Origin of the sequence: Butyricimonas sp. BSD2780061689_150309_C8, assembly GCF_015560935.1 — a bacterium.
GTDB classification, from domain to species: Bacteria; Bacteroidota; Bacteroidia; order Bacteroidales; family Marinifilaceae; genus Butyricimonas; species Butyricimonas paravirosa.
On record NZ_JADMSV010000002.1, the window covers coordinates 13,413 to 33,582 of the forward strand.

Genomic DNA, 20,170 nt, shown 5'->3' on the forward strand with positions numbered 1-20,170 from the left:
TTTTTTATCATTTAATAATTACTACTTACCTCTTCTCTTAAACCACACCAAAAGATACAACAACAAGATCACTGCCGGGAAGACAACGACAAACGCCACCTTCAAGGGCCCTCGTGACTGGTAGGACAATTTCAAGTGATTATCCGGTTGTGCCGGGCGAGGAAAATAAGTCGGATATTGATAATCAGCCATCCAACTACACATAAGCGTTGTCAACGGTCCGTTTGCCACTCCATAATATCTACTCTTGCTGAACTCCCCGGTCGTCATCCAGTCAGCATCTCCAAAAATCAAAATACGCTGCTCCTTCCCGTTCAATTGGCGGGTCAAGGCAAGCACCACAGGTAACTGTTGATTGATTTCCCCTGCTTTCGGGTTAAATACCGGGACTTCCCCCTCGAAATCCGTCGTTTCCAATTCAGTCCACGAACCGACTGGTGAAACCACTAACGGTACAACGTCATACCCCTTATCCATCGTGCAACTCAACCCCACGGCTCCTGTCATACTCAACGGATAATTGCGATTTGCCCACTGGGCAAACATCGGATTAATCCCCCCTGCTTGCGGCGTGAAAACAGCGTTAATATTCGTCGGGTCTTCATCTTTACGAGGTTGTATCAGCATTCCAGGTAAAGCCTTTACCCCGAAATCCGCAAGTAATTCTCCCGTTATTTCCGACCGATTAACATCCGTTGCAAGAATCAAATGACGACCACTTGCTACATAGGCACGGATTTTTTCTAACTCCACCGTCGAGAAAGGTTCCTTCGGGTCTATAATCAAAAGGATTTGCAGATCATCCGGAATCTCCCATTCTTCCGTAAGCGGTACGCTTACCGGATCAAACCCTTGATTAATCAATGACCCGCGACCGGAACCGTTGGTAAAGAGCCACCCAATTTCCCGATCACCGCTTTTGTTCATTTCCCGTTCACCATGTCCGTAGAGAGAACCCATTTTCACGGCTCCATCTTTCATACGCAGCAGAGCAACAGAAATTTCCTGTTCACTCGGATAAGGATTCAAGTCATTAAACATTCGTAAATATGTCCAGTTTCCCTCGCTATCTTCAAGCGTGCGGACAACTTGATTATTCTCACCACTTAAATCATGAATCTTCCGTATTTCTTCGGGAGAAAGCACGTCATCAAAATCCAAACCGTTCACTTTAGCCTGTTTTCGGGCAGCCTCTTCCAGATCTTCTCCCGGTGCGCAACAAGAATGTCCGTTCAACACGTGATCGTAATAATAAATATACTTGAACTTCATATCCGGTTTGAAACGGTAGTACTTACTGAACACGGACATATCCCCAATCCGGCTCTTCGGGAACACTCTGGCGGCCATATGCTCATCCATAATATTGACATAAGTTGTTAACGTAAGCTCCTGTCCCTTGTAACGTTCCAGTATATCCCGGCTTTTCGGGGTCAGGGTCAACTGTTCGTCACGGGAAAGATCCGTAATGCACACGGTAGTCCGCCGGGAAGTCGCATAACCAATCCCCACAATCACGACCACCAAAGCCAGATACTTCACCACTTTCGTGTACCACGGTTTACTCTGTCGGGCAAACTGTAATTTCATAATGGACATCCCTATAAATAAAGCGGGCATCAAAAAGTAATATAACACGTCACCACTATTAATTAACCCGGCTATCGGCCCATGAGGAGCACTACAAATCCAGTAAGTAATATCTCTCCAAAAATCCACTCCTTGTAAAACTCCACCAATAACCTGTAAAATAGTCAACGCCGCAAACGTACCGATAGCTGCCACAACTTGATAAGATGTTAAACAAGAAACAAATAACCCCACGGCTGAATAAAGACACATGATCAGGTAAATTCCGATCAATCCGGTAATCGCCACGGCATAGTCAAAGTCCTTCAGTACAAACATGTAAAAGACCACGTAAACCGTAACAATGGCTAACATGATCAACCCGTAGAGCATCATCGAGAAATATTTCCCCAATACGATCTGCGTGCTGGTAATCGGGGAAGAATATAGTAATTTAATGGACCCACTGCTAAATTCCCGGCTCATCAACCCCATCGTCAACAACGGAAAATAAAGATACAAATAAGAAAGTACACCGGGAAATAATGGCGTACCAAAACCGGTAAGCAGAAAATAAGCCGTCATTCCATCCTTTTCCCGGTTGTTGATGACAAAATCTTTTAATTCCCATATAATCCTGTCCGTGAAAGTCATGCTCATCTGAAAAGTAAAGATGACCAAAACCAACCAGGCTATCGGGGAACAAAATAAAGAGTTTAGTTCTGATTTCGCTATTCTATATATTGTTTTCATATCCTGTAACATTAAAATTTATCAACCACTCGTTTTCCCGATAGCTGGGCAAAAATCTCATCCATGGATACCTTTTCCATCTGCATCTCGCTCAACCTCCATCCCCGGTTCACACAAATCTCCGCAACTCGTTTGGCCACCTCTTCTCCTTCTTGTTCGAACTGTAATCGGAAAGAATGTTCATCGAGTTTCTTCACCTTGATCACTCCCGGAATATTTCCTAATTCCCCTTCCGCAGGAGCATTCTCCAACTTCACAATGCAAGTATTGGATTTAACACTGTCATGAAATTCATCAAGCGTCCCGGAAAAGATCAAATTACCGTGTTCTATCATTTTAATATTCTGACAAATGGCCTCTACTTCCGACAAAATATGAGTGGAAAGCAAAACGGCATGATCTTGCGCAATCTCCCGAATCAAATCCCTGATTTCCAAGATCTGGTTCGGGTCCAAACCATTTGTCGGTTCATCCAGCACCACCAATTTCGGGTTATGCACGATGGCCTGCGCTATTCCCAAGCGCTGTTGATACCCCCCCGAAAGGTTCTTCACGAGCCGCTTACTAAAATGAGCAATCCCACAACGTTTCATAGCCGATACCACGGCGGCCTTCACTTCCCGATCATCCATCAGCCGCAGATGAGCGCAATACGTGAGGTATTCACTCACGTTATGATCCGTGTACAATGGCGGTTTCTGTGGCAGAAAACCGATGTACTTCTTGGCCTCCACGGGTTGCTTACGAGTATCGATACCATTAATATAAACCGTTCCTTCCGTCTGGTTCAATACCCCACAAATAATATTCATCGTGGTCGACTTCCCCGCCCCGTTCGAGCCTAAAAGCCCCAAAATCCCCTTCTGGTTAATCTCGAAGTTTATATCCCTGATTGCCCACTGAACACTATAGCGATGGGATAAATGCTCCACTCTTACAATTGGTTCTTCCATAAATTTCTTTTTACAATGACTTATTTTTTATACACAACACTCCCTTAGAGATTGTTTACTACAATCTCTGAATCATTTAATTTACAAACTACTGTACACGAGGAAAGCCACAATGGCTATCCCCGTGTGTAAAAACTATAATCTTGATTCTTTATTAAAATTCGACAAGTTCCCGTACTTGTACTGGACATCTACAACACGACCTAAACCTTCTGCCTTAAACAACACCTTTTCCTTTTGGCCACTTATAGCCTCGTAAGAAGCATCCAGGATATAGAATTCCCCATTCTCCAAACCGACGCCAATTTCTTCCCGATCCTCACCATTAGCATAACGCTCAATATCGATAATCTTGCTTTGGAACGTGTAGAATGGCTCCATTCGATTGACCCGATTCCAATAATAGAGAATATTATTCGATGTGAAATAAAAGTAAGAGGTCCCATCCATACAATACTTTGAATCATCATTAACCTCGCTATTCCCGACAAACAATTCTTCCGTCCCATCAAAAGCATACATCAAAGACGAGCCATTCGAATGAAAAACTTTATACGTCTGGAAATAATAATCCGATCCTTTTTTAATCACCTGTACGAAATCCCGCCCCCCGGCTCCTTCCACATTATATGAACCGATAAACATAACTTGTGTACCCTCTCCCATATTATCCAATGGAGTAAAGTTTTCCGAATTCACTCCATCCGGATCCATCTTCATGTTGATAACCATGCCCGTATAAGCTTGCGGTTCATCACAAATACCTATCATCCGGTGGTTCAATTCATCATACATATAGATGTACCCTTGATATGCACCGTAATGCATCATCGTGATCCGGGCATTATTAAATGCGGGAAGAGTGTTATACTGGCATACTTGGAAGTTTCCATTCGGGTTTATACGCGTGTACACGTTCCCGTCAGTCCCCAAAACCGCTTCTAACCGACTAGCATATTCCGCTTGGCTAGGTACAAAACCGGCAGGATACACTCCCCCAATAAATTCCTCCCGTGTGGTTATTGCTTTCGAGAAATCCAACCCGTCAATCTCTACCGCCCCACTCTCTTGAATAACTAAGATTTGATCACTTTCAGACGAGAAATGCCGCCCCATCCGAACCGGACCGGTCCCTAACTCATCCCCTCTAAGAGTAGTGTAAATATTCTCGAAAAGAGTATAGATCTTGTTATCTTCCTCTTCGTCCACACGGATATAACTCAGTATCGATTGATTATTCTGCTCTGACAAAATCGTCCATCCAGAAGAATAGCGGGAACGACTTCCCACGTATATACCGGCTGTCGTTAATGCGCCGGTTGGCACATGTTCTACAACCAAACGAATTCTATAATTCGCTATTTCCGTGAAAGTATATCTCAACATTTTTTCCCGGCAGATAGTATCACTCCACGTATCCTGTATGTCACATACCCACGTATAGCCAAATTCAGTGGAATCCACCCCCTTGTAATCGATCACCGGGTCAATTACATATTCCTCGCCAATCGAAGGTTGAGTATAGGATAGTTGAATTCCCACGGTTGCTAATTCCGATAAATCATAATTTCCCTCGTCATCAAAACAGGCGTATAGCAACGTCATGGCTATAAAACACCCTAAAAATAGTTTTATCTTTTTCATATTCATACACTTGTCAAACTATGTTTATAACTCTTCCAATCCTAGTACAGGAACTGTCATCGGATGTCCGTCCTCATCTATCGTTTCTGGTTCACCCACGTGATCCAACAGGTAACGCTTGAACAGCAAGGCGGCTGCTCGTATTTCACTAACACTTGCTCCTGTCAAGTCCGCCTCCGTAACCTCTAAAAACAGAAGGAATTTTTTCTGCGAGTAACTTCCCAAATAATACGTTTCCACGTCAGAATTCCACCAATCCGGTCGGGCTACCGTATTCGAAAATTGGATAACGGCCACCGAATTTTCCAATTTACCTACCGGCAGATCAGACGTCGCCACCAATCGAAGTACCAACCTTACAGAACGACTGCTCAAGTCGTCAGTTTTATTCAAACAAACGTAGCATGTATCATGGAACATTCCTTGTCGAAATATCATGGTCTCCGGCATCAGAGAATAGTGTTTACTCTCGGCCGTGGTGAATTCTTCATCCACCGCAATACTGTAAGTCAAATCTCGCCCGGCCTCATCTCCCGCAATCTTCACTGCGATAGGCAGTTCGTAGTAATCATTATTCGGATGATAAATAAACGTAAAAATAGTTGAGTCCGTTGTTGCACGTTCGAATTCGATATAATGATTTCCCGTATTATAAGTGGGAATCTCTCTTCTATCACATCCCACCCATGCGAGGATAGATATGAATAGTACAAATATTCTCGTTTTCATAATTTTCTCCTTTATTGTGTAATGTTTTCACTATCTGGAAGAGGAACTATATACTTTCCGGTCATATCGATCGGGTACTCTCCATTATACATACTTCTATTCAAACGCTTGTATAGGTAGAACGTTTGTCCCTCGGCTATAAACTCTCGGGTTGCGTCTGTATACAATGCCTCTAAAAACGCATCTCTAGTCAGAGTGGTACTTATGTCATCAGCACCACGGGCTTTTTTCAAGGTGTTCAATAAAGATATTGCCTCTGTCAAATTATTATCCGCCAAATATTCGCACATAATATAAAACACTTCACTCATCCGCATAACAGGTAAAAGAGGATACTGGTATTGCACGTTCCACAAAGCGCTGGCATCCTTCACGGGTACCCATTTCAACGAATAACCGGTACTTGTCGTATTGGAAGCAATCAAATAACGATACCTGAAATCCTGTTCATCTCCCAAAAATAAATTTGCCCTATTCTTTATCGGGCAGTAATTACCTGTCCAATAAAAATGTCTTTGTATGTAATTGTCATACACGTCAAATATATTCGTGTTGTAGAAAGCTAACAAAATATCTTCAAACAACTTACATCTACGATATTCTGTATTCGTGTTACTTATATTACTTTCGGGTGTAAAACTATACCATTTCTTTTCATTATAGAAACGGTAAACCTCGTTAGCATATTGATAAGCCGTAGCTTTATCACCCTTGTATTGGTAGGCCCTAGCCAACAAAGCGGTTGCGGCCACGTAGTTCATACGGGTTCCACGATAGGCAAAGAAAGAACCGCCTTTAGCCGAACCTGTTACATTGCCATCAAAACGCATACTTGGACTTTTCATCATTTCGGAGTTGTACGATGTATCGAACTCGGCCAATAATCTCTGAGATTGTTTCAAATCATTGATAATACTATCTAATACCACGGATGTCGGCAAATGAGTCGGATGGGAAGTCAAGTATTCCGATACATACGGTACATAGGCCGCATTGTCACCTGTAACTGGCGCCGGAGCAAATAATCTCAGCATATCAAAATGCACAAGCGCCCGAATCCCTTTCGCCTCTCCGATAAGGATATTTCTCTCGTTCTCCCCTTCATAGAAGAAATCGTTCCCGTGTTCCTCGGCATTCTGGATAAGCACGTTACAATTGGCAATCGTGTTGAACGCACCTTCCCAAATCGCTTTCGTGACACTCTTCACATCTTCATTCTCGTAATCATAATTCATAACGCTACCCGATACATCGTACATGGCAATCCACGAGGCCGGATCATAATTCTGCCCTAAGAAACTGATGAATCCCCACGAAAGATTATTTCCGTAAAGAGACTCCCCGGAAAGATTTCGGTAGATCCCGTTCAGCGCTGTCCGGAAACCATCATAGGTAGAGAATAAATCCTCTTTGGATATTTCGTTTTCCGGCGTTACCTCGAACCAATCGGAACAAGAGGAAAGGGAAAACAGTAACAGAACTGATAACAATATATTTTTACATGTTTTCATAAACAAATGATTTTAGAAACTAACACTTAAACCAAAATTAAAGGTTCGGGCAAACGGGTAAGACAAACCTCGCTCCTGTTTAATTGAAGAGAAAGTTGCCAAATCGTTCGTGCTTGCCTGAATCCGAAGAACATCCAAACCAATACGCCTTACCCATTCCGGATTAAAATCATAAGACAGTGATATAGAGTTTATGCTGAACTCATTATTATCCTGTACGAAACGGGAAGTGGACTGTGTTGTCTTGTTTCGGTTAGCTATATTTTTCAATGGAGTCACATCCCCCGGTTTTTGCCAACGTTGACTCAATACACGTTTGTCCGCATTAGATGTACTTAAATCGACACACTCCACATGACTCAACAAAGTAGAATTATACTCCTGTGAACCAAAAGTATACATACAACTCGTGTACAATGTCAAGCGTTTCCACCGGATATTAATACCAAAAGCTCCCTGTCCCTTAGGCTCCGTATTTCCTATGATTTGTTGTTGCGAGGATGACCATACACTGGTAACATTACCGGAACGATCAATAAACAATTCCTCTCCATCAGCAGGGTTGATCCCTAAAGATTTCATTCCGTAGATGGCCGTTAATGAACCACCTTCTTCATATTTCAAAAATGGTAGAGATTGTTGAGCCGCATTAGCATAACTCGTGTATTTCAAAGTTAAATAGTCATCCACCCGTTCGTTATAAGCTTTTAATGCCTCAGATATTTTCATTAATTTCCCCTCGTTATGAGCAAAATTAATGAATGCATTTACTCCAAAATCCTTCGTATTAAGAATGGTAGCATTTAAACTGATTTCATATCCCCTATTTCGAGTTTCTCCCATATTATCTTTGTAGGATGTGAACCCGGCAGAGGACGGAATGGTTACATCTGTAATCATATCCACGGTCTGACGGTTATACCATGAGAATGTTATATTATACTTACTTTGGAAAAAGCTAAGATCAAAACCGATATTCGTCGAGTTGGTTTTCTCCCATACTAAATTTTCATTTCCAACACCTTGCAGAGTTGCCCCTATACCCGTGGAATACCAATCATCAAACAAAATACTATACATATCCCGTGCCGCATAAGGCGGATAGTTCACCTTTCCCGTAGCCCCATAAGTTCCGCGTACCTTAAACTGATTTAACCATGGGATAGACTTCATAAATTCAAAATTATGCACATTAATTCCGGCACCCAAAGACCAGAAAGATCCCCATTGTGATTCAGCCCCGAACTCAGAAGAACCGTCAAAACGAATCGACGCATCGGCCAAAAAGATATTATTCCAAGAGTAATTCCCACTAAAGAAAATACCCATCAATCGGGTTTTATTATCTTCACCGGAAGGCTTTTCCACGATCTCTTTCGCATGACCTATCGTATGTAAAGCGGCAGAAGGAAATCCCCTGTAATGTGACGACAAATTTCCACTCTGTGTTTCTTGTGCATTGATACCAGCAGAAAGATTCAAATAGCTTTTCCCGATCGAATTGTTATAAGCCAAAAAAGCATTTACGTTCCAATTAAAGTTATCGGTTGTATTAACATACAAGTCTCCCCTAGTAAATGGATCAGAACCTGATCCGTAAGTCGTTGATAAAGGATCGGTAAATTTATTACTTTCTGACTCTGTTTTCGTAATTGCAAATTGGCTTTGCAATTGAAGATGGTCATTGATATACCAATAAAGACTCAGGTTATTCGTTAAATTATAGGAGTTACTCTTACTGAAATTTCCCAAACTCGCCTCGTAAAGAGGATTGGCAACACCTATATTTAATTGTTGTTTGAGTTTTCCATCCTCATCGTATATTGCATAATAAGGTTGCTGACTCGTATAATCGCTGAACGAACCATAAGGAGAATCAGATGACTTAGATATATCGTATGACACGTTATTTCTAATTTGCAATTTCCCTACCCGGTAATCCACGAATACCCCGACGCTCATCCGATTACGATAAGAATCTTTCATCACTCCTCCCTCATGTGCGTAACTCAAATCTGTACCGAAACGAAATCCTTCCGTACCTCCGGACACGTACAAACTATGCGAATGGTTAAACTGATTCTGCAAAGGTTGAGCCATCCAGTCCGTATCAACACCACTGGTAATATAATTCTTTTTTATGGCATACTGTTCCATATCATTAGGTAAACTCAAGTCATACAACCCGGACAACACTTCCGCCCGCAACTTCTCTTCTGCATTCATCAAATTATAGTCAGAAAGATCCGGGGCCGTCAATGAAGCATTGAACGTGTAGGATACTTGTAGCTTACCCAATTCCGGAGTCACGGTCTCAATAACGATCACACCGTTTGATGCACGAGACCCGTACATAGCCGTGGCCGCAGCATCCTTCAAAATTGTAATACTAGCGATTCGATTAGGATCCATGTCATAAATCTTCTGCACTTCCACCTCGTAACCATCCAAAATAAAAACAGGCAAATTGGGGTTGGTTGTCAACGCAAATTTAGACATATTTCCACCTTGTTGCGCCTCCAGACGATCCAATTGAGTTACACCATCCATACCAGTACGTCCACGAATATAAAACTCCGGTAACGTGTTGGGGTCAGAGCCCATCTCGTTATTCTTCACCATACGCAATGAAGGATCAAAAACTTGTAACACATCAATCACATTCCTCGGGGAGATTTTCAAAATATCCTCCTTCGTCACCGTCGTGGCTGCACCTGTAAAACTCTCTTTCCGAATATTGGCATATCCGGTCACAATCACCTCGTCCACGCCCACTGTTTCCGGCAGCATCACGATTTGCATCGGTTTCGGAGTCGGTAATCCCAACACCTTATGTACTTGTTTTTTCATTCCCAAAAAAGAAACCTCGATATAAATCTCATCGTCCATTGGCACGACTAGCCGGAACTTACCGTTCACGTCGGTTGCAACACCGGTTGTCGTTCCCTGTAACACGATCGTGGCCCCGATAATAGGCATCGAATCCCTTTCCATGACAGTTCCCTCGATGACCACTTCTTGTATAGGCTTTCTCGTTTCCTGACGCTTTACCACGATAATCTGTTCCCCGGAAATCCGGTACGTGTACTCCTTACCTTGGAATACCCGATCCAACACGTTTTCCACCGTTTCGTTTTTCACGCTGATCGTAATCTTCCCCATGTCCTTCTCCTGCGTATCATTGTAGAAAAACTTGAAAGAAGTCTGTTTCTTTATCTCTTGGAATAACACGGATAGAGAAACATCTTTCAGCTCCAAAGTCACCCGCTGTGGCTCCATCGGGTCTCCTTTTACTGAAAAGCATAAGAAACTTGTCCAAAAACTTGTCAATAAAATGACTCTACAGAGAAATTTTAATGACAAAGACAACGAATACTTGTTTTTTTTCATAATTTTGTCATGTTAAGTTTATTAATAAGTAAGGCTTAGCGCAAGGAGCATCAATAGTGTTGGTCGCACGGATGCTCTTTTTTGTTACCTCTTCAGAATAATTCGATCTTTATCCATCGTATAAGTAATATTTAAATTTGCACACAACGACTCTATTGCCACGTGAATATCTTCCCGGTCAAACTCTCCACTAAAAGATTGAGTAAATACAAGCCCGGTCTCGTTCACGATTGACACTCCATACCAGCGTTCCAGTTTCCAGACCACATCCCGGAAAGCCTCGTTATCAATCACCAGTATACCGTCCTTCCACATCACTCTCCTCGCAGCATCCACCTCGTTCACCTCGATAGTGCCACTCTTCGTGTTAAACATGAATTGTTGGTTAGGCTTGATAACAACAAAACGACTGCCCACGTTCACACGTACACTTCCTTCCACCAACGTCGCACTCACCTCGTCCCGGTCCCCATAGGTATTCACCTCAAAACGGGTACCTAGTACTTCCGTGGTCAACTCTCTGGAAACAACCACAAACGGACGGGCTGAATCCTTAGCAACTTCAAAATACACGTTTCCCCGAGCCTCAACTTCCCGCATATGCTTACCAAAATAAGCCGGATAGCGCAAAGCACTTTCCGAGTTGATCCATACCTTAGTTCCATCTGACAACTGTACCAGAAAACGTTCTCCTGCCGGAACAATAATTTGGTTATAACACAATTCCTCTTTTTCGATTTCCGTTGAATCTTTTATCTTATATACAATTCCCCGGTGATCCACTTTATTAACACTAACCCACTCTCCCGCCACACCCGTCAGATTCAACGAATCACTAAGAATGATCTCTTTGCTATCAGCCAACTTCAAAATAACTCCCCGTCCCGAAGAAACGGCATATTTTTCACCCGAAGAAACCTCCGGAACATCTTTCCGTAACCATAAAACAGAAGACAGGATCATCAATAACACGGCCGCAACCGAACCTATCCTCCACATCAACGTTATACGCATTTTCGGTTTCAGAGATTTTTCCATAAACAGACGGTAATCTCTTATCCCCGCCGCCAGCATTTCCGGACTCGCGTGACTTCCCGCAGAAAAATTCCATATTTTTTTGAACTTCTCAAAATACACCCGATTTTCCCACCCCTCCATCCATTTCGAGAAATATCGTATTTCTTCCGAATCTGCCCGATTCTCCAGTATTCGGACCAGTAATTCTTCTATATTGATATTTTTATCATCCATCTTCTCGTGCTTTTATACACTAAAGACAGTTGAAAGGAATTTTACCCCCAATGAGAAAATGAAAAAAATAAAATAATTTGTAATAACCAGTCTAATTCATCCCGTAACTTACTTAATGCTATCGACATATGACGCTCAACTGTTTTCTCCGAGATATTCAGTCTTTCAGCAATCTCCCGATTTTTCAACCCTTCAATCTTACTCAACACGAAAACTTCCCGACACTTTTCAGGTAAAGTGGCAATGGCCTCCTGTATGGCCTGCTCTATATCCGACTTCCACAAAGCCTCTTCCGCCTCGGGGGATTGAATAACAGTAGAAAAATAGAAATCAGTCATCTGTTCCTGCTCGTACTTCTGAATATTCTTTTGATGGGCAAGCGTATTTAGACTGCCATGGTAAACCGATTTAAAAAGATAAGCCTTAACAGAAAGAGAAATATTCAACGCATCCCGGTTTTCCCATATCTTATAGTACACCTGTTGCACCACATCCCGAGCCGCCTCCATATCATTCAACAAACGGTCGGCATAATTCAGCAACGCATCATAATACGTGGTATATATATCTACAAATGCAGAAATTTCGCCACGTCTCAATAACGTTAATAATTCCCTATCTTCTGAATAATCCACGACCATGTACATTCATTCTTTAATGCAAATATAAAAGATTAAATCAGACTTTTTATTAAAGGAATTAAAAAATCACATAATCACCTTAAAATAAAACAGTTAAATACACAACTATTTTCTATCGCTTATAATTCGCTGTCTCTCTATTGTTTCGCATAGGTTTCTCCGTGCTTTCTCCGTGCTTCCTACGTATCACTTCCGTGTCACTCACGGACAAACAATGTTGAAAATTTGCGTAAACACGGTATGAATCTAAAAGGAATAGTATAGTATGTCCGAAGCAAAGAAAATCATGATCAAAAGCAAGGGGCCATTCTTTATCAGAACAGCCCCCTGGTACAAACATTAACATCACACACTATTTCTTCTTTCTCGTTGGCTTTTGTGCCAGATTCTTAGGACGCATACTATATTCTTTTGCACCGAATTCCGGTTTCTCCATGATTGATTTCGGGAAAACCTTCTCCGCACCCGGAGTCAAACGAATCAAACGTTCCAATAAAGCGGCATACTCCTGATGAATATACGGATCTTGACGGTCGTCACTGTTATAAGCAATATATTGTAGATAAGAGACGCACCTGCCCAACCATTCTACCGGAGTCTCCGAGGACCAGTAACTACCACGCACAATAAAACGAAGTTGTTCTATAAAATCCTGCTGATTGATAGATGTATCAGCCATCGTGGTACGGATCAACGCATCGGTTTCATCATATTTTTTATCTCGAACCAAGGCATTAATTTGTACCAGATACTTGTTCAAGGATTTCCCCTTAAATTCCGGTAACCTATTTAATTCTTCCAAAGAAATATTACGAGTCTCCATATACAGCTTATTATCCACCACCTCTTTTCCCAAAGCCTTCACGAAAACATCATAATTTTTCACTAATTCCAGAAAATAAGGATTATCCGTACCTCTTATATTAGCTTTAAATATACCCCAGACATCCGAATCCGTTAATTTTGCCCCCTTTTTGATCAACATCTCAAAAGCCTTCTGCACATTCTCTCGTTCATAAATCGAGGCATTATAATGAATATAATTCTTCAAGAACTCCCGGTCGTCACGCCCTTTAGCAAATTCTTCAATTAGATAACCGGAACGCAATTCCGGTACTAATGCACTTTTTCCCGTGGCAAGAAACTGTTCAGCCTCCTGACGAGATTTACTCCGATGTACCACATCACCGTTCTTGGGATCCACAAACACGTAGGTTGGGTAAGAATTCACGCCATAACGCTTGGCAAGCTCCACCCCTTCCCCATTCTCGGCATCAATTTTCATATTCACGAAATTCGTGTTATAAAAATCACCAATAAAGGGGAGAATGAATACATTCTCCGCCATATTTAAACAGGGACCACACCATTGGGTGTAAAAATCCACGAATATCAATTTATTCTCAGCTTTAGCCTTATCACACGCTTCTTTCCAAGTTCCATGATAAAAACGGATACCATAATCCAACTTCGTCTGTGCAAACGAATTGACAATCGAGACAACAAACAATATCAAAATCAATCGTTTCATACTCATACATTTTTAATATCCTGGGTTCTTTTCGCAAGCAGTATTTGCACTCGTCTCCGATGTAGGAATATTGTATATTTTCTTCCATTTTAATTGAGTCAAATAAGTTTCGGCTGCACTCTCACTTATTGCTTCTTGTTCTTCTAGATCCTCAGCAATGGAAACATTCATTTCCAATAAGCGGTCGAAACGTTGCACAGCAAACCATTCATGCCAATTCTCAAAAGCCATCTCAATCCACCACTCTTTGAAAATCTCATCCAGTAATTCTTCATGTGTAGATGGTGTAGTAATATCCGAACTTCCAGCTCGTTCACGTAACTCTTTCACTGGAGCCCAAGCATCAGCAATGGCAGCATTACTCCTTGCCAATGACTCAGCCTTGATTAAGTACAACTCAGCTGTACGCAAAAAGATCACAGGAACGGCATCTCCGGAACGATACATCTTGCTTACCACATTCACGTTCTGGTTTTCTTCTTTGTAGATGATATCCTTATTCGTGATAACCATATCCTTACGCGGATCACCTTCAATTATATTCATGTAAGATTCTGTTGCTCCCCAAAGTCCGGAATTAAAAGCTTGCTCTGGATAATAAGTTATGTAAGATAACTCGTCTGAACCAAAATCCCGGCAAAAAATCACCTCCGTAGAAGTTTCCGTATTCGTAAAAACATTTGAAAAACTTGCATCAAGTGGGTTCACAGAAGTAATCGCTTCATCAGCCGCCGTAGCTGCTTCAGCATATTCGCCTTGATAAAATAAAACAACCGCTTTCAACGCTTTGGCCGCCTGTACGGAAGCCAAAGAAGAAGTAGTGTATTCCGGTGCCTGATTAATAGCTATCTCCAAATGCCCGAAAATCTCCTCATAACTTTCAGCCACAGTAGCACGTGCCTTCACGGCATTCGACACGGAAGGTAATTCGTCACGGATAAGTACTCCATATGTACTTGACATATCCCAGTATTCTCCGAACTGACGTAATATTCTAAAATAAGCCAAAGCAGAAAGGAAATGACACTCACCGATAATTTCATCTTTCCGCCCTTCCTCAAAATCACTATCATTAATTCCTTCTAAAGCAGTCAAAAGATAATTAACATTTTTGATAATATTATAATCAGCATCCCACTCCCCGTCTCCAAAGGAACTATAAGTAAGTATTGGCAAGTTACGTTCTGAATAATAAATAGCATTACCGGAAGTAATAAAACTCCCACGTAACATGGCTCCCGACATAAAACTACCACTCAACGTTGTGAACAAGTATTCCAAACTCTTACTAGGTAAGTAAGAATACACTCCATTTAGAGCAAGTTCAGCCATTTCTGGGGTAGTGATTGCCCCTTCCAAATCTAACTCGTACATTGGATCTTGCTCAAGTACGTCAACCAGTTGACAATTAGCAAATCCCACAATTATAGCGAATACTATCAATATCTTTTTCATATTCATCAAAATTTAGAAGTTAAGTTTTACCCCGAAAGAGAATGTGCGTGAGGATGGGTAACTCCATCCCTCGTAATTCGACCCGTAATTGGAACTAGCCGAACCGATCGTACTCGGGTCTAAACCGGGATATTTAGTGATCACGAAAAGGTTACTTGCGGTGAAATAAATTTCCCCTGATTTCAAGTATTTCCCGTTCCATAACCGTGGAATGTCGTAAGAGAGACGTAATTCCTGCAAACGGAGATTCGATGCATTGTGCAATTGATGATCTGTCAAAGATGCACTTGAATCACCAATATACATGGCTGGCAATTTGGCATCAGGGTTATCTACACTCCAGCGATTGTACAAATTGTAATCAATCAAGCCACTCAATTGATTTGGAAGATTCTGCAATGTCTTATTAAATAACTTTTTACCCCCGATCTGAAAACCAAAATGCGTGTAAAGACTTAACCTTTTCCAGGTAAGTGTAGAAGTGAGTCCTCCCGTTAGATCGGCTTCCGGTGAACCTATCACAACCCGGTCATAATTGTCAATATATCCACTATTATCCACGTCACGAATCAATAGATGACCTGGAAGTAGCCCGGACCCATTGTAGGTAGATTTTCCCGCAGCAACCGCTTTCGCATTTAATTCGTCAATGGTTTCTTGATTTTGAATTATTCCATCGTATTCATAACCTAAGAAAACTCCCATAGCATATCCCTCCACGAGGACTTGATTTCCAGACCCCTGTACAGTTACATCCATTCCGGTTGCAATAGCACCATCTTTCTCCAACTTCGTCACTTTATTTCGATTATGGGCCATATTTAATCCCAACTCCCAATTCCAATCTTTCTGTCCGCGCAACAAGTTCGCCCGAAGAGAAATTTCAATACCTCGGTTTCTCACCGCACCGATATTTCTCGGTATATCAGCAACAGCTAAACTTGAAGGAGGAGTATAAGTCCAAATCAAGTCATCAGTATTTTTCACGTAGTAAGCAATACTACCACTCAAGGCTGAACGAAATATAGAGAAATCAATTCCCAAGTCATATTGTACAGTGGTTTCCCACTTAATATCACGATTTCCCAATTGACTATGCACGATAGCAGGATTACCTAGATAGCTACTTGTAGAATAAAGATCTTTGTTTGCATAACTACCTCGATCAAAATTCTGTACTCCGGTTTTTCCCACACTAAACTTTATTTTCATGTCATCCAAGAACTTTAAATTCTTCATAAAACTCTCATCACTTATTCTCCAAGCAATAGCCCCAGATGGGAAAAATCCAAAACGATTATTAGAACCGAAAGAAGATGACCCATCGTAACGAGCCGTGAAAGTAAACAGATATTTATCCAGCAACCGATAATTAATACGAGCAAAAGAAGATTGCAAGCCATAAACAGTACCGCTACCATACTTACTTTCAAATTCTGTTGCATTGGTAATTCCTGTCAATATCTCATCCATCGGGTAATTGCTCACGTACAAACCGAATCCCCGGTCTTTGGTACGCTCAAACGAGATACCAACCACAGCGTCCAATGCATGAATATCATTAATGTTTCCGGCATAAGACAAAGTATTATCAAATACCGTGGTAAACGAACGACTGGTACTTTCACCCCCGTATCCATTATTATCGGAAGTCAAAAAAGTTGGTGTATACGTCTCGGAAAAAGACATACTTTGATTCAATGACAAAGAAGTTTTCAACTTTAGTCCTTTCCAAATATTCAACTCCAAAAAAGAAGTAGAAAGAATACTATAGTTATCGCTATAACTCCGTTTCTCATTTTGTGCTACCGGATTATAAGAAGTCCCTTCCTTAAAATAAGAACCGTCTTCTTCGTAAACGGGATAATCAGGCCGGAAACCGATTGCCGTATAAAGGGAAGTTCCTGCAGAACTCACATCCGTATACCCTAAGGTTGTAGAAGTCCCGAATTTCAAAAAATCTGTAATATCATAATCTAGATTAATTCGACCAGTATAACGGGTAAAACTATCATGTTTAATCATACCTTGATAATCCATAACTCCCAAAGAAATATAGTAACTAGAGTGATCTCCTCCCCCGCGTACAGATAAATTTAAATCATGGCGATAAGAAAGTTGTTCCAACTCTTCAGCCCAATCCGTATTACCATCTTTCAATTCATCACTTCCCTCAGCAAGTATTGAATTAGCCATTTCATTATCAGCATCAACTTTTAACGTTTGTTCGGCAACATAACGCACATACTCACGAAATTCGTCCCCATTCAGAGCTGAAAAATTATTCACCCGAGAATCCACGCTAAAAGAGTAATTTACACTTAGATCCGGTTTTCCCCCTTTTCCTCGTTTCGTGGTTACGATAACCACACCATTAGCCCCCCTAGACCCATAAATAGCTGCTGCTGAAGCATCTTTCAAAACATCTATGGACTGAATGTCTGAAGGAGAAATTGCACTCATCACATCTGAAGATACGGGCATTCCATCCACCACGTATAACGGTTCATTATCACCACTCAACGAAGCTTCTCCACGAACCCGTACCCGGATTTTCTCATTCGGATTGGATGATGCCAGAGAAACAACAACCCCGGCTGCCGCATTCTGCAGCATGGTCTCCACATTAGTCGCACTTTTCTTACTTAATTGTTCCTCGTTCAAAGAGGCCACCTGTCCGGTCAAATCTCTTGTTGCAGTAACCCCATATCCAACAACCACAACTTCGTCTACACCGACTGCCTCGTCCTCCATGACCACTTTCAGTGGGGCAGGATTCGACAAACCTTTCACTTTCACAAATTGTTTTTTCATTCCCACGAATGAAAACTCCAGTTCGATGTTCTCGGCACTCGGCACGGTCAATTTAAAATTACCGTCCAAATCCGTTGCTGTTCCCAAGGTCGTACCCTTCACCAAAACGGTTGCCCCGATAATTGCCATTGAATCTTTATCCACCACTTTCCCTTCAATGACAATTTCTTTCTTCTGCTCGCTCTGCACGGGCTGTGTCGGGATAGATTCACAAATCACAATGATGTCCCCCTCGAATTTGTAGGAAAGCCCCGTGTTCGCTAAAACCCGGTTCAAAACACTTTCCACGGCCTCCTGTTTTGCCTTCACGGATACCTGTCCCAAATGTTGTGTCAGTTCCATGTTATACACGAAAGACAAAGCCGTCTGTTTTTGAATCTCTCCGAACAAGGTCCGGATAGACACATTCTTTAAATTCAAATTTACTCGTTCTTGCTGCGCACTTGTATTAGCAACAAGGGTAAACGAGAACACAAAAATAAATAGTGCAGTCAATTTCATAACTAACCATTTTTTTTGTCCTCCATGTCGCCAAAAAAAGGACATAATTGATTTTTTTTTCATAACTTTGAACATTATAAATTTTTACTTAGTGATAAGAAATGCGCCAACATGACTTATCAAGGTTATCAAAATACCCGGAAGGCCTCGAACACCTTCCGGTGTTTTTTATTTAGAAATACAAATCGTTCTATCTTTTATTGTAAAAGTGACGCCAACCGCACTTTTAATTGCTTTTAAAATATTATCAATCTGATCATAACGTTTCACGTGTCCCGTAAAATGTAAATTCTTTAATTGCTCGTTCGTGTAAAAAACATCCACGTCATACCATAAAGAAAGCGTGTTCATGATCTGTTCCATGGTTTGATTTTCAAACACGAAAAAGCCATCTTTCCAAGAAACATAAGGTTCAATATCTACCGTTTTCACGTTCACGGATGCATCCGTCCGCCTGTATTCTCCCAGTTGTGAAGGTTTCATCCGGTATTCCGGCCCTCCCTTTTCAGCACTCAATCCAATCGACCCTTCCACCAACACCGTCTGCACTCGTTCTTTATCATGCGTGTTCACGTTAAAAGACGTCCCATACACCCGGATTTTGATTCCGTCTGCAATCACGTAAAAAGGACGCTTTTCATCTTTCTGCACTTCAAAAAAGGCCTCCCCCGTTAAATATACCTCTCTTTTCTCTTTATCAAACACCACCGGAAACTTCAATTGAGTGCCAGAATTCAATTGAACCATCGAACCGTCTGCCAACGTGATTTGGTACTCCCCCCCCCTCGGTGTTTGTAATACATTATATTGTAAATCCCTCTTCTCATTCCCATTTGCAGAATACACGATCCCGCTACCGGAATTCTTCGCATTCACACCCTCACCTACGACTATATCACGGGTCGTATCATGTTGTAATACCACCGATTTCCCATCTGCCAGAATCAGGGTTGCCTTCGTTTCTCCCGGAAGAATATCCACGGTAGCAACCTCCACGGGTTGTTCGTGTTCATTATTTCTTAGCAGTACGAAAATCGTCCCCAAAGGAAGTAATAACATCGCCGCATATTTCAACCACACTCCGATACTCTTTCTCTTTATACCGGCTCGTTTTTCACAACGCTCGTAAGCTGCTCTATGATCAATTTTCTTGTACATTCTATACTTGTATAAAATATCCTTTCCCTTACAAACCCGGTCAAACATGGCCCGGTTCTCCGGTGCCGCATCCAACCATTTTTGCAATTCCTGCATCTCTTCATCCGTAATTGCCCCGGACAAATAAAGATGCATCATTTCAACCATTCTAAATTTACAATCATCCATTGCTTATCCTTTTTCTATAATTAGAACAACAACCTATTTCAAGAGAGGTACAAAAAATAAAAGAAATTTCATCCAAAAAGTAAAATTCTTTACGGACAACTC

At 41.5% G+C, this 20,170-nt stretch carries 12 protein-coding genes; all 12 read right to left on the reverse strand.

Translation table 11 applies throughout. The features are described 5' to 3' along the window. Positions 1-21 precede the first annotated feature (21 nt). Positions 22-2,322, reverse strand: coding sequence for a Gldg family protein (locus I2I33_RS02675; RefSeq protein WP_162613725.1), 2,301 nt, complete (start codon positions 2,320-2,322; stop codon positions 22-24). A gap of 11 nt (positions 2,323-2,333) precedes the next feature. Then, entirely contained in the window at positions 2,334-3,275 is a 942-nt protein-coding gene (locus tag I2I33_RS02680; RefSeq protein ID WP_087420105.1) for an ATP-binding cassette domain-containing protein, read from the reverse strand. A gap of 135 nt (positions 3,276-3,410) precedes the next feature. Next, positions 3,411-4,919, reverse strand: coding sequence for a PKD-like family lipoprotein (locus I2I33_RS02685; protein ID WP_158571826.1), 1,509 nt, complete (start codon positions 4,917-4,919; stop codon positions 3,411-3,413). A gap of 24 nt (positions 4,920-4,943) precedes the next feature. Continuing rightward, positions 4,944-5,648 carry a DUF4843 domain-containing protein gene (locus I2I33_RS02690; protein WP_087420103.1) on the reverse strand — a complete coding sequence of 235 codons (705 nt, stop codon included), beginning with the start codon at positions 5,646-5,648 and terminating at the stop codon, positions 4,944-4,946. An 11-nt stretch (positions 5,649-5,659) separates the two neighbouring features. Next, entirely contained in the window at positions 5,660-7,159 is a 1,500-nt protein-coding gene (locus I2I33_RS02695) for a RagB/SusD family nutrient uptake outer membrane protein (protein WP_087420102.1), read from the reverse strand. 12 nt (positions 7,160-7,171) lie between these two features. After that, entirely contained in the window at positions 7,172-10,438 is a 3,267-nt protein-coding gene (locus I2I33_RS02700; RefSeq protein WP_195666728.1) for a SusC/RagA family TonB-linked outer membrane protein, read from the reverse strand. Between the two features lie 195 nt (positions 10,439-10,633). Continuing rightward, positions 10,634-11,800 carry a FecR family protein gene (locus I2I33_RS02705; RefSeq protein ID WP_087420100.1) on the reverse strand — a complete coding sequence of 389 codons (1,167 nt, stop codon included), beginning with the start codon at positions 11,798-11,800 and terminating at the stop codon, positions 10,634-10,636. Positions 11,801-11,841: 41 nt separating this feature from the next. Continuing rightward, the gene (locus tag I2I33_RS02710) at positions 11,842-12,441 is read right to left on the reverse strand and encodes an RNA polymerase sigma-70 factor (RefSeq protein WP_229128169.1); all 600 of its coding nucleotides are present in this window, start codon (positions 12,439-12,441) and stop codon (positions 11,842-11,844) included. A gap of 352 nt (positions 12,442-12,793) precedes the next feature. Beyond that, the gene (locus I2I33_RS02715) at positions 12,794-13,972 is read right to left on the reverse strand and encodes a thioredoxin family protein (RefSeq protein ID WP_087420098.1); all 1,179 of its coding nucleotides are present in this window, start codon (positions 13,970-13,972) and stop codon (positions 12,794-12,796) included. Between the two features lie 12 nt (positions 13,973-13,984). Then, complete coding sequence (locus I2I33_RS02720) at positions 13,985-15,427, reverse strand: RagB/SusD family nutrient uptake outer membrane protein (protein ID WP_162613723.1); 1,443 nt, start codon at positions 15,425-15,427, stop codon at positions 13,985-13,987. Positions 15,428-15,439: 12 nt separating this feature from the next. Beyond that, positions 15,440-18,742: a TonB-dependent receptor gene (locus I2I33_RS02725; RefSeq protein ID WP_162613722.1), complete on the reverse strand. Its 3,303-nt coding sequence runs from the start codon at positions 18,740-18,742 to the stop codon at positions 15,440-15,442. A 168-nt stretch (positions 18,743-18,910) separates the two neighbouring features. Next, on the reverse strand, positions 18,911-20,068 hold the full coding sequence (locus I2I33_RS02730) for a FecR domain-containing protein (protein ID WP_087420095.1): 1,158 nt from the start codon (positions 20,066-20,068) through the stop codon (positions 18,911-18,913). Positions 20,069-20,170: the final 102 nt, after the last annotated feature.

Excerpts from the sequence above, each read along its gene's own strand:
- I2I33_RS02675 (WP_162613725.1), bottom strand. The coding sequence starts at position 2,322 with ATGAAAACAATATATAGAATAGCGAAATCAGAACTAAACTCTTTATTT.
- I2I33_RS02680 (WP_087420105.1), bottom strand. The coding sequence starts at position 3,275 with ATGGAAGAACCAATTGTAAGAGTGGAGCATTTATCCCATCGCTATAGT.
- I2I33_RS02685 (WP_158571826.1), bottom strand. The coding sequence starts at position 4,919 with ATGAAAAAGATAAAACTATTTTTAGGGTGTTTTATAGCCATGACGTTG.
- I2I33_RS02690 (WP_087420103.1), bottom strand. The coding sequence starts at position 5,648 with ATGAAAACGAGAATATTTGTACTATTCATATCTATCCTCGCATGGGTG.
- I2I33_RS02695 (WP_087420102.1), bottom strand. The coding sequence starts at position 7,159 with ATGAAAACATGTAAAAATATATTGTTATCAGTTCTGTTACTGTTTTCC.
- I2I33_RS02700 (WP_195666728.1), bottom strand. The coding sequence starts at position 10,438 with ATGGAGCCACAGCGGGTGACTTTGGAGCTGAAAGATGTTTCTCTATCC.
- I2I33_RS02705 (WP_087420100.1), bottom strand. The coding sequence starts at position 11,800 with ATGGATGATAAAAATATCAATATAGAAGAATTACTGGTCCGAATACTG.
- I2I33_RS02710 (WP_229128169.1), bottom strand. The coding sequence starts at position 12,441 with ATGGTCGTGGATTATTCAGAAGATAGGGAATTATTAACGTTATTGAGA.
- I2I33_RS02715 (WP_087420098.1), bottom strand. The coding sequence starts at position 13,972 with ATGAAACGATTGATTTTGATATTGTTTGTTGTCTCGATTGTCAATTCG.
- I2I33_RS02720 (WP_162613723.1), bottom strand. The coding sequence starts at position 15,427 with ATGAAAAAGATATTGATAGTATTCGCTATAATTGTGGGATTTGCTAAT.
- I2I33_RS02725 (WP_162613722.1), bottom strand. The coding sequence starts at position 18,742 with ATGAAATTGACTGCACTATTTATTTTTGTGTTCTCGTTTACCCTTGTT.
- I2I33_RS02730 (WP_087420095.1), bottom strand. The coding sequence starts at position 20,068 with ATGGATGATTGTAAATTTAGAATGGTTGAAATGATGCATCTTTATTTG.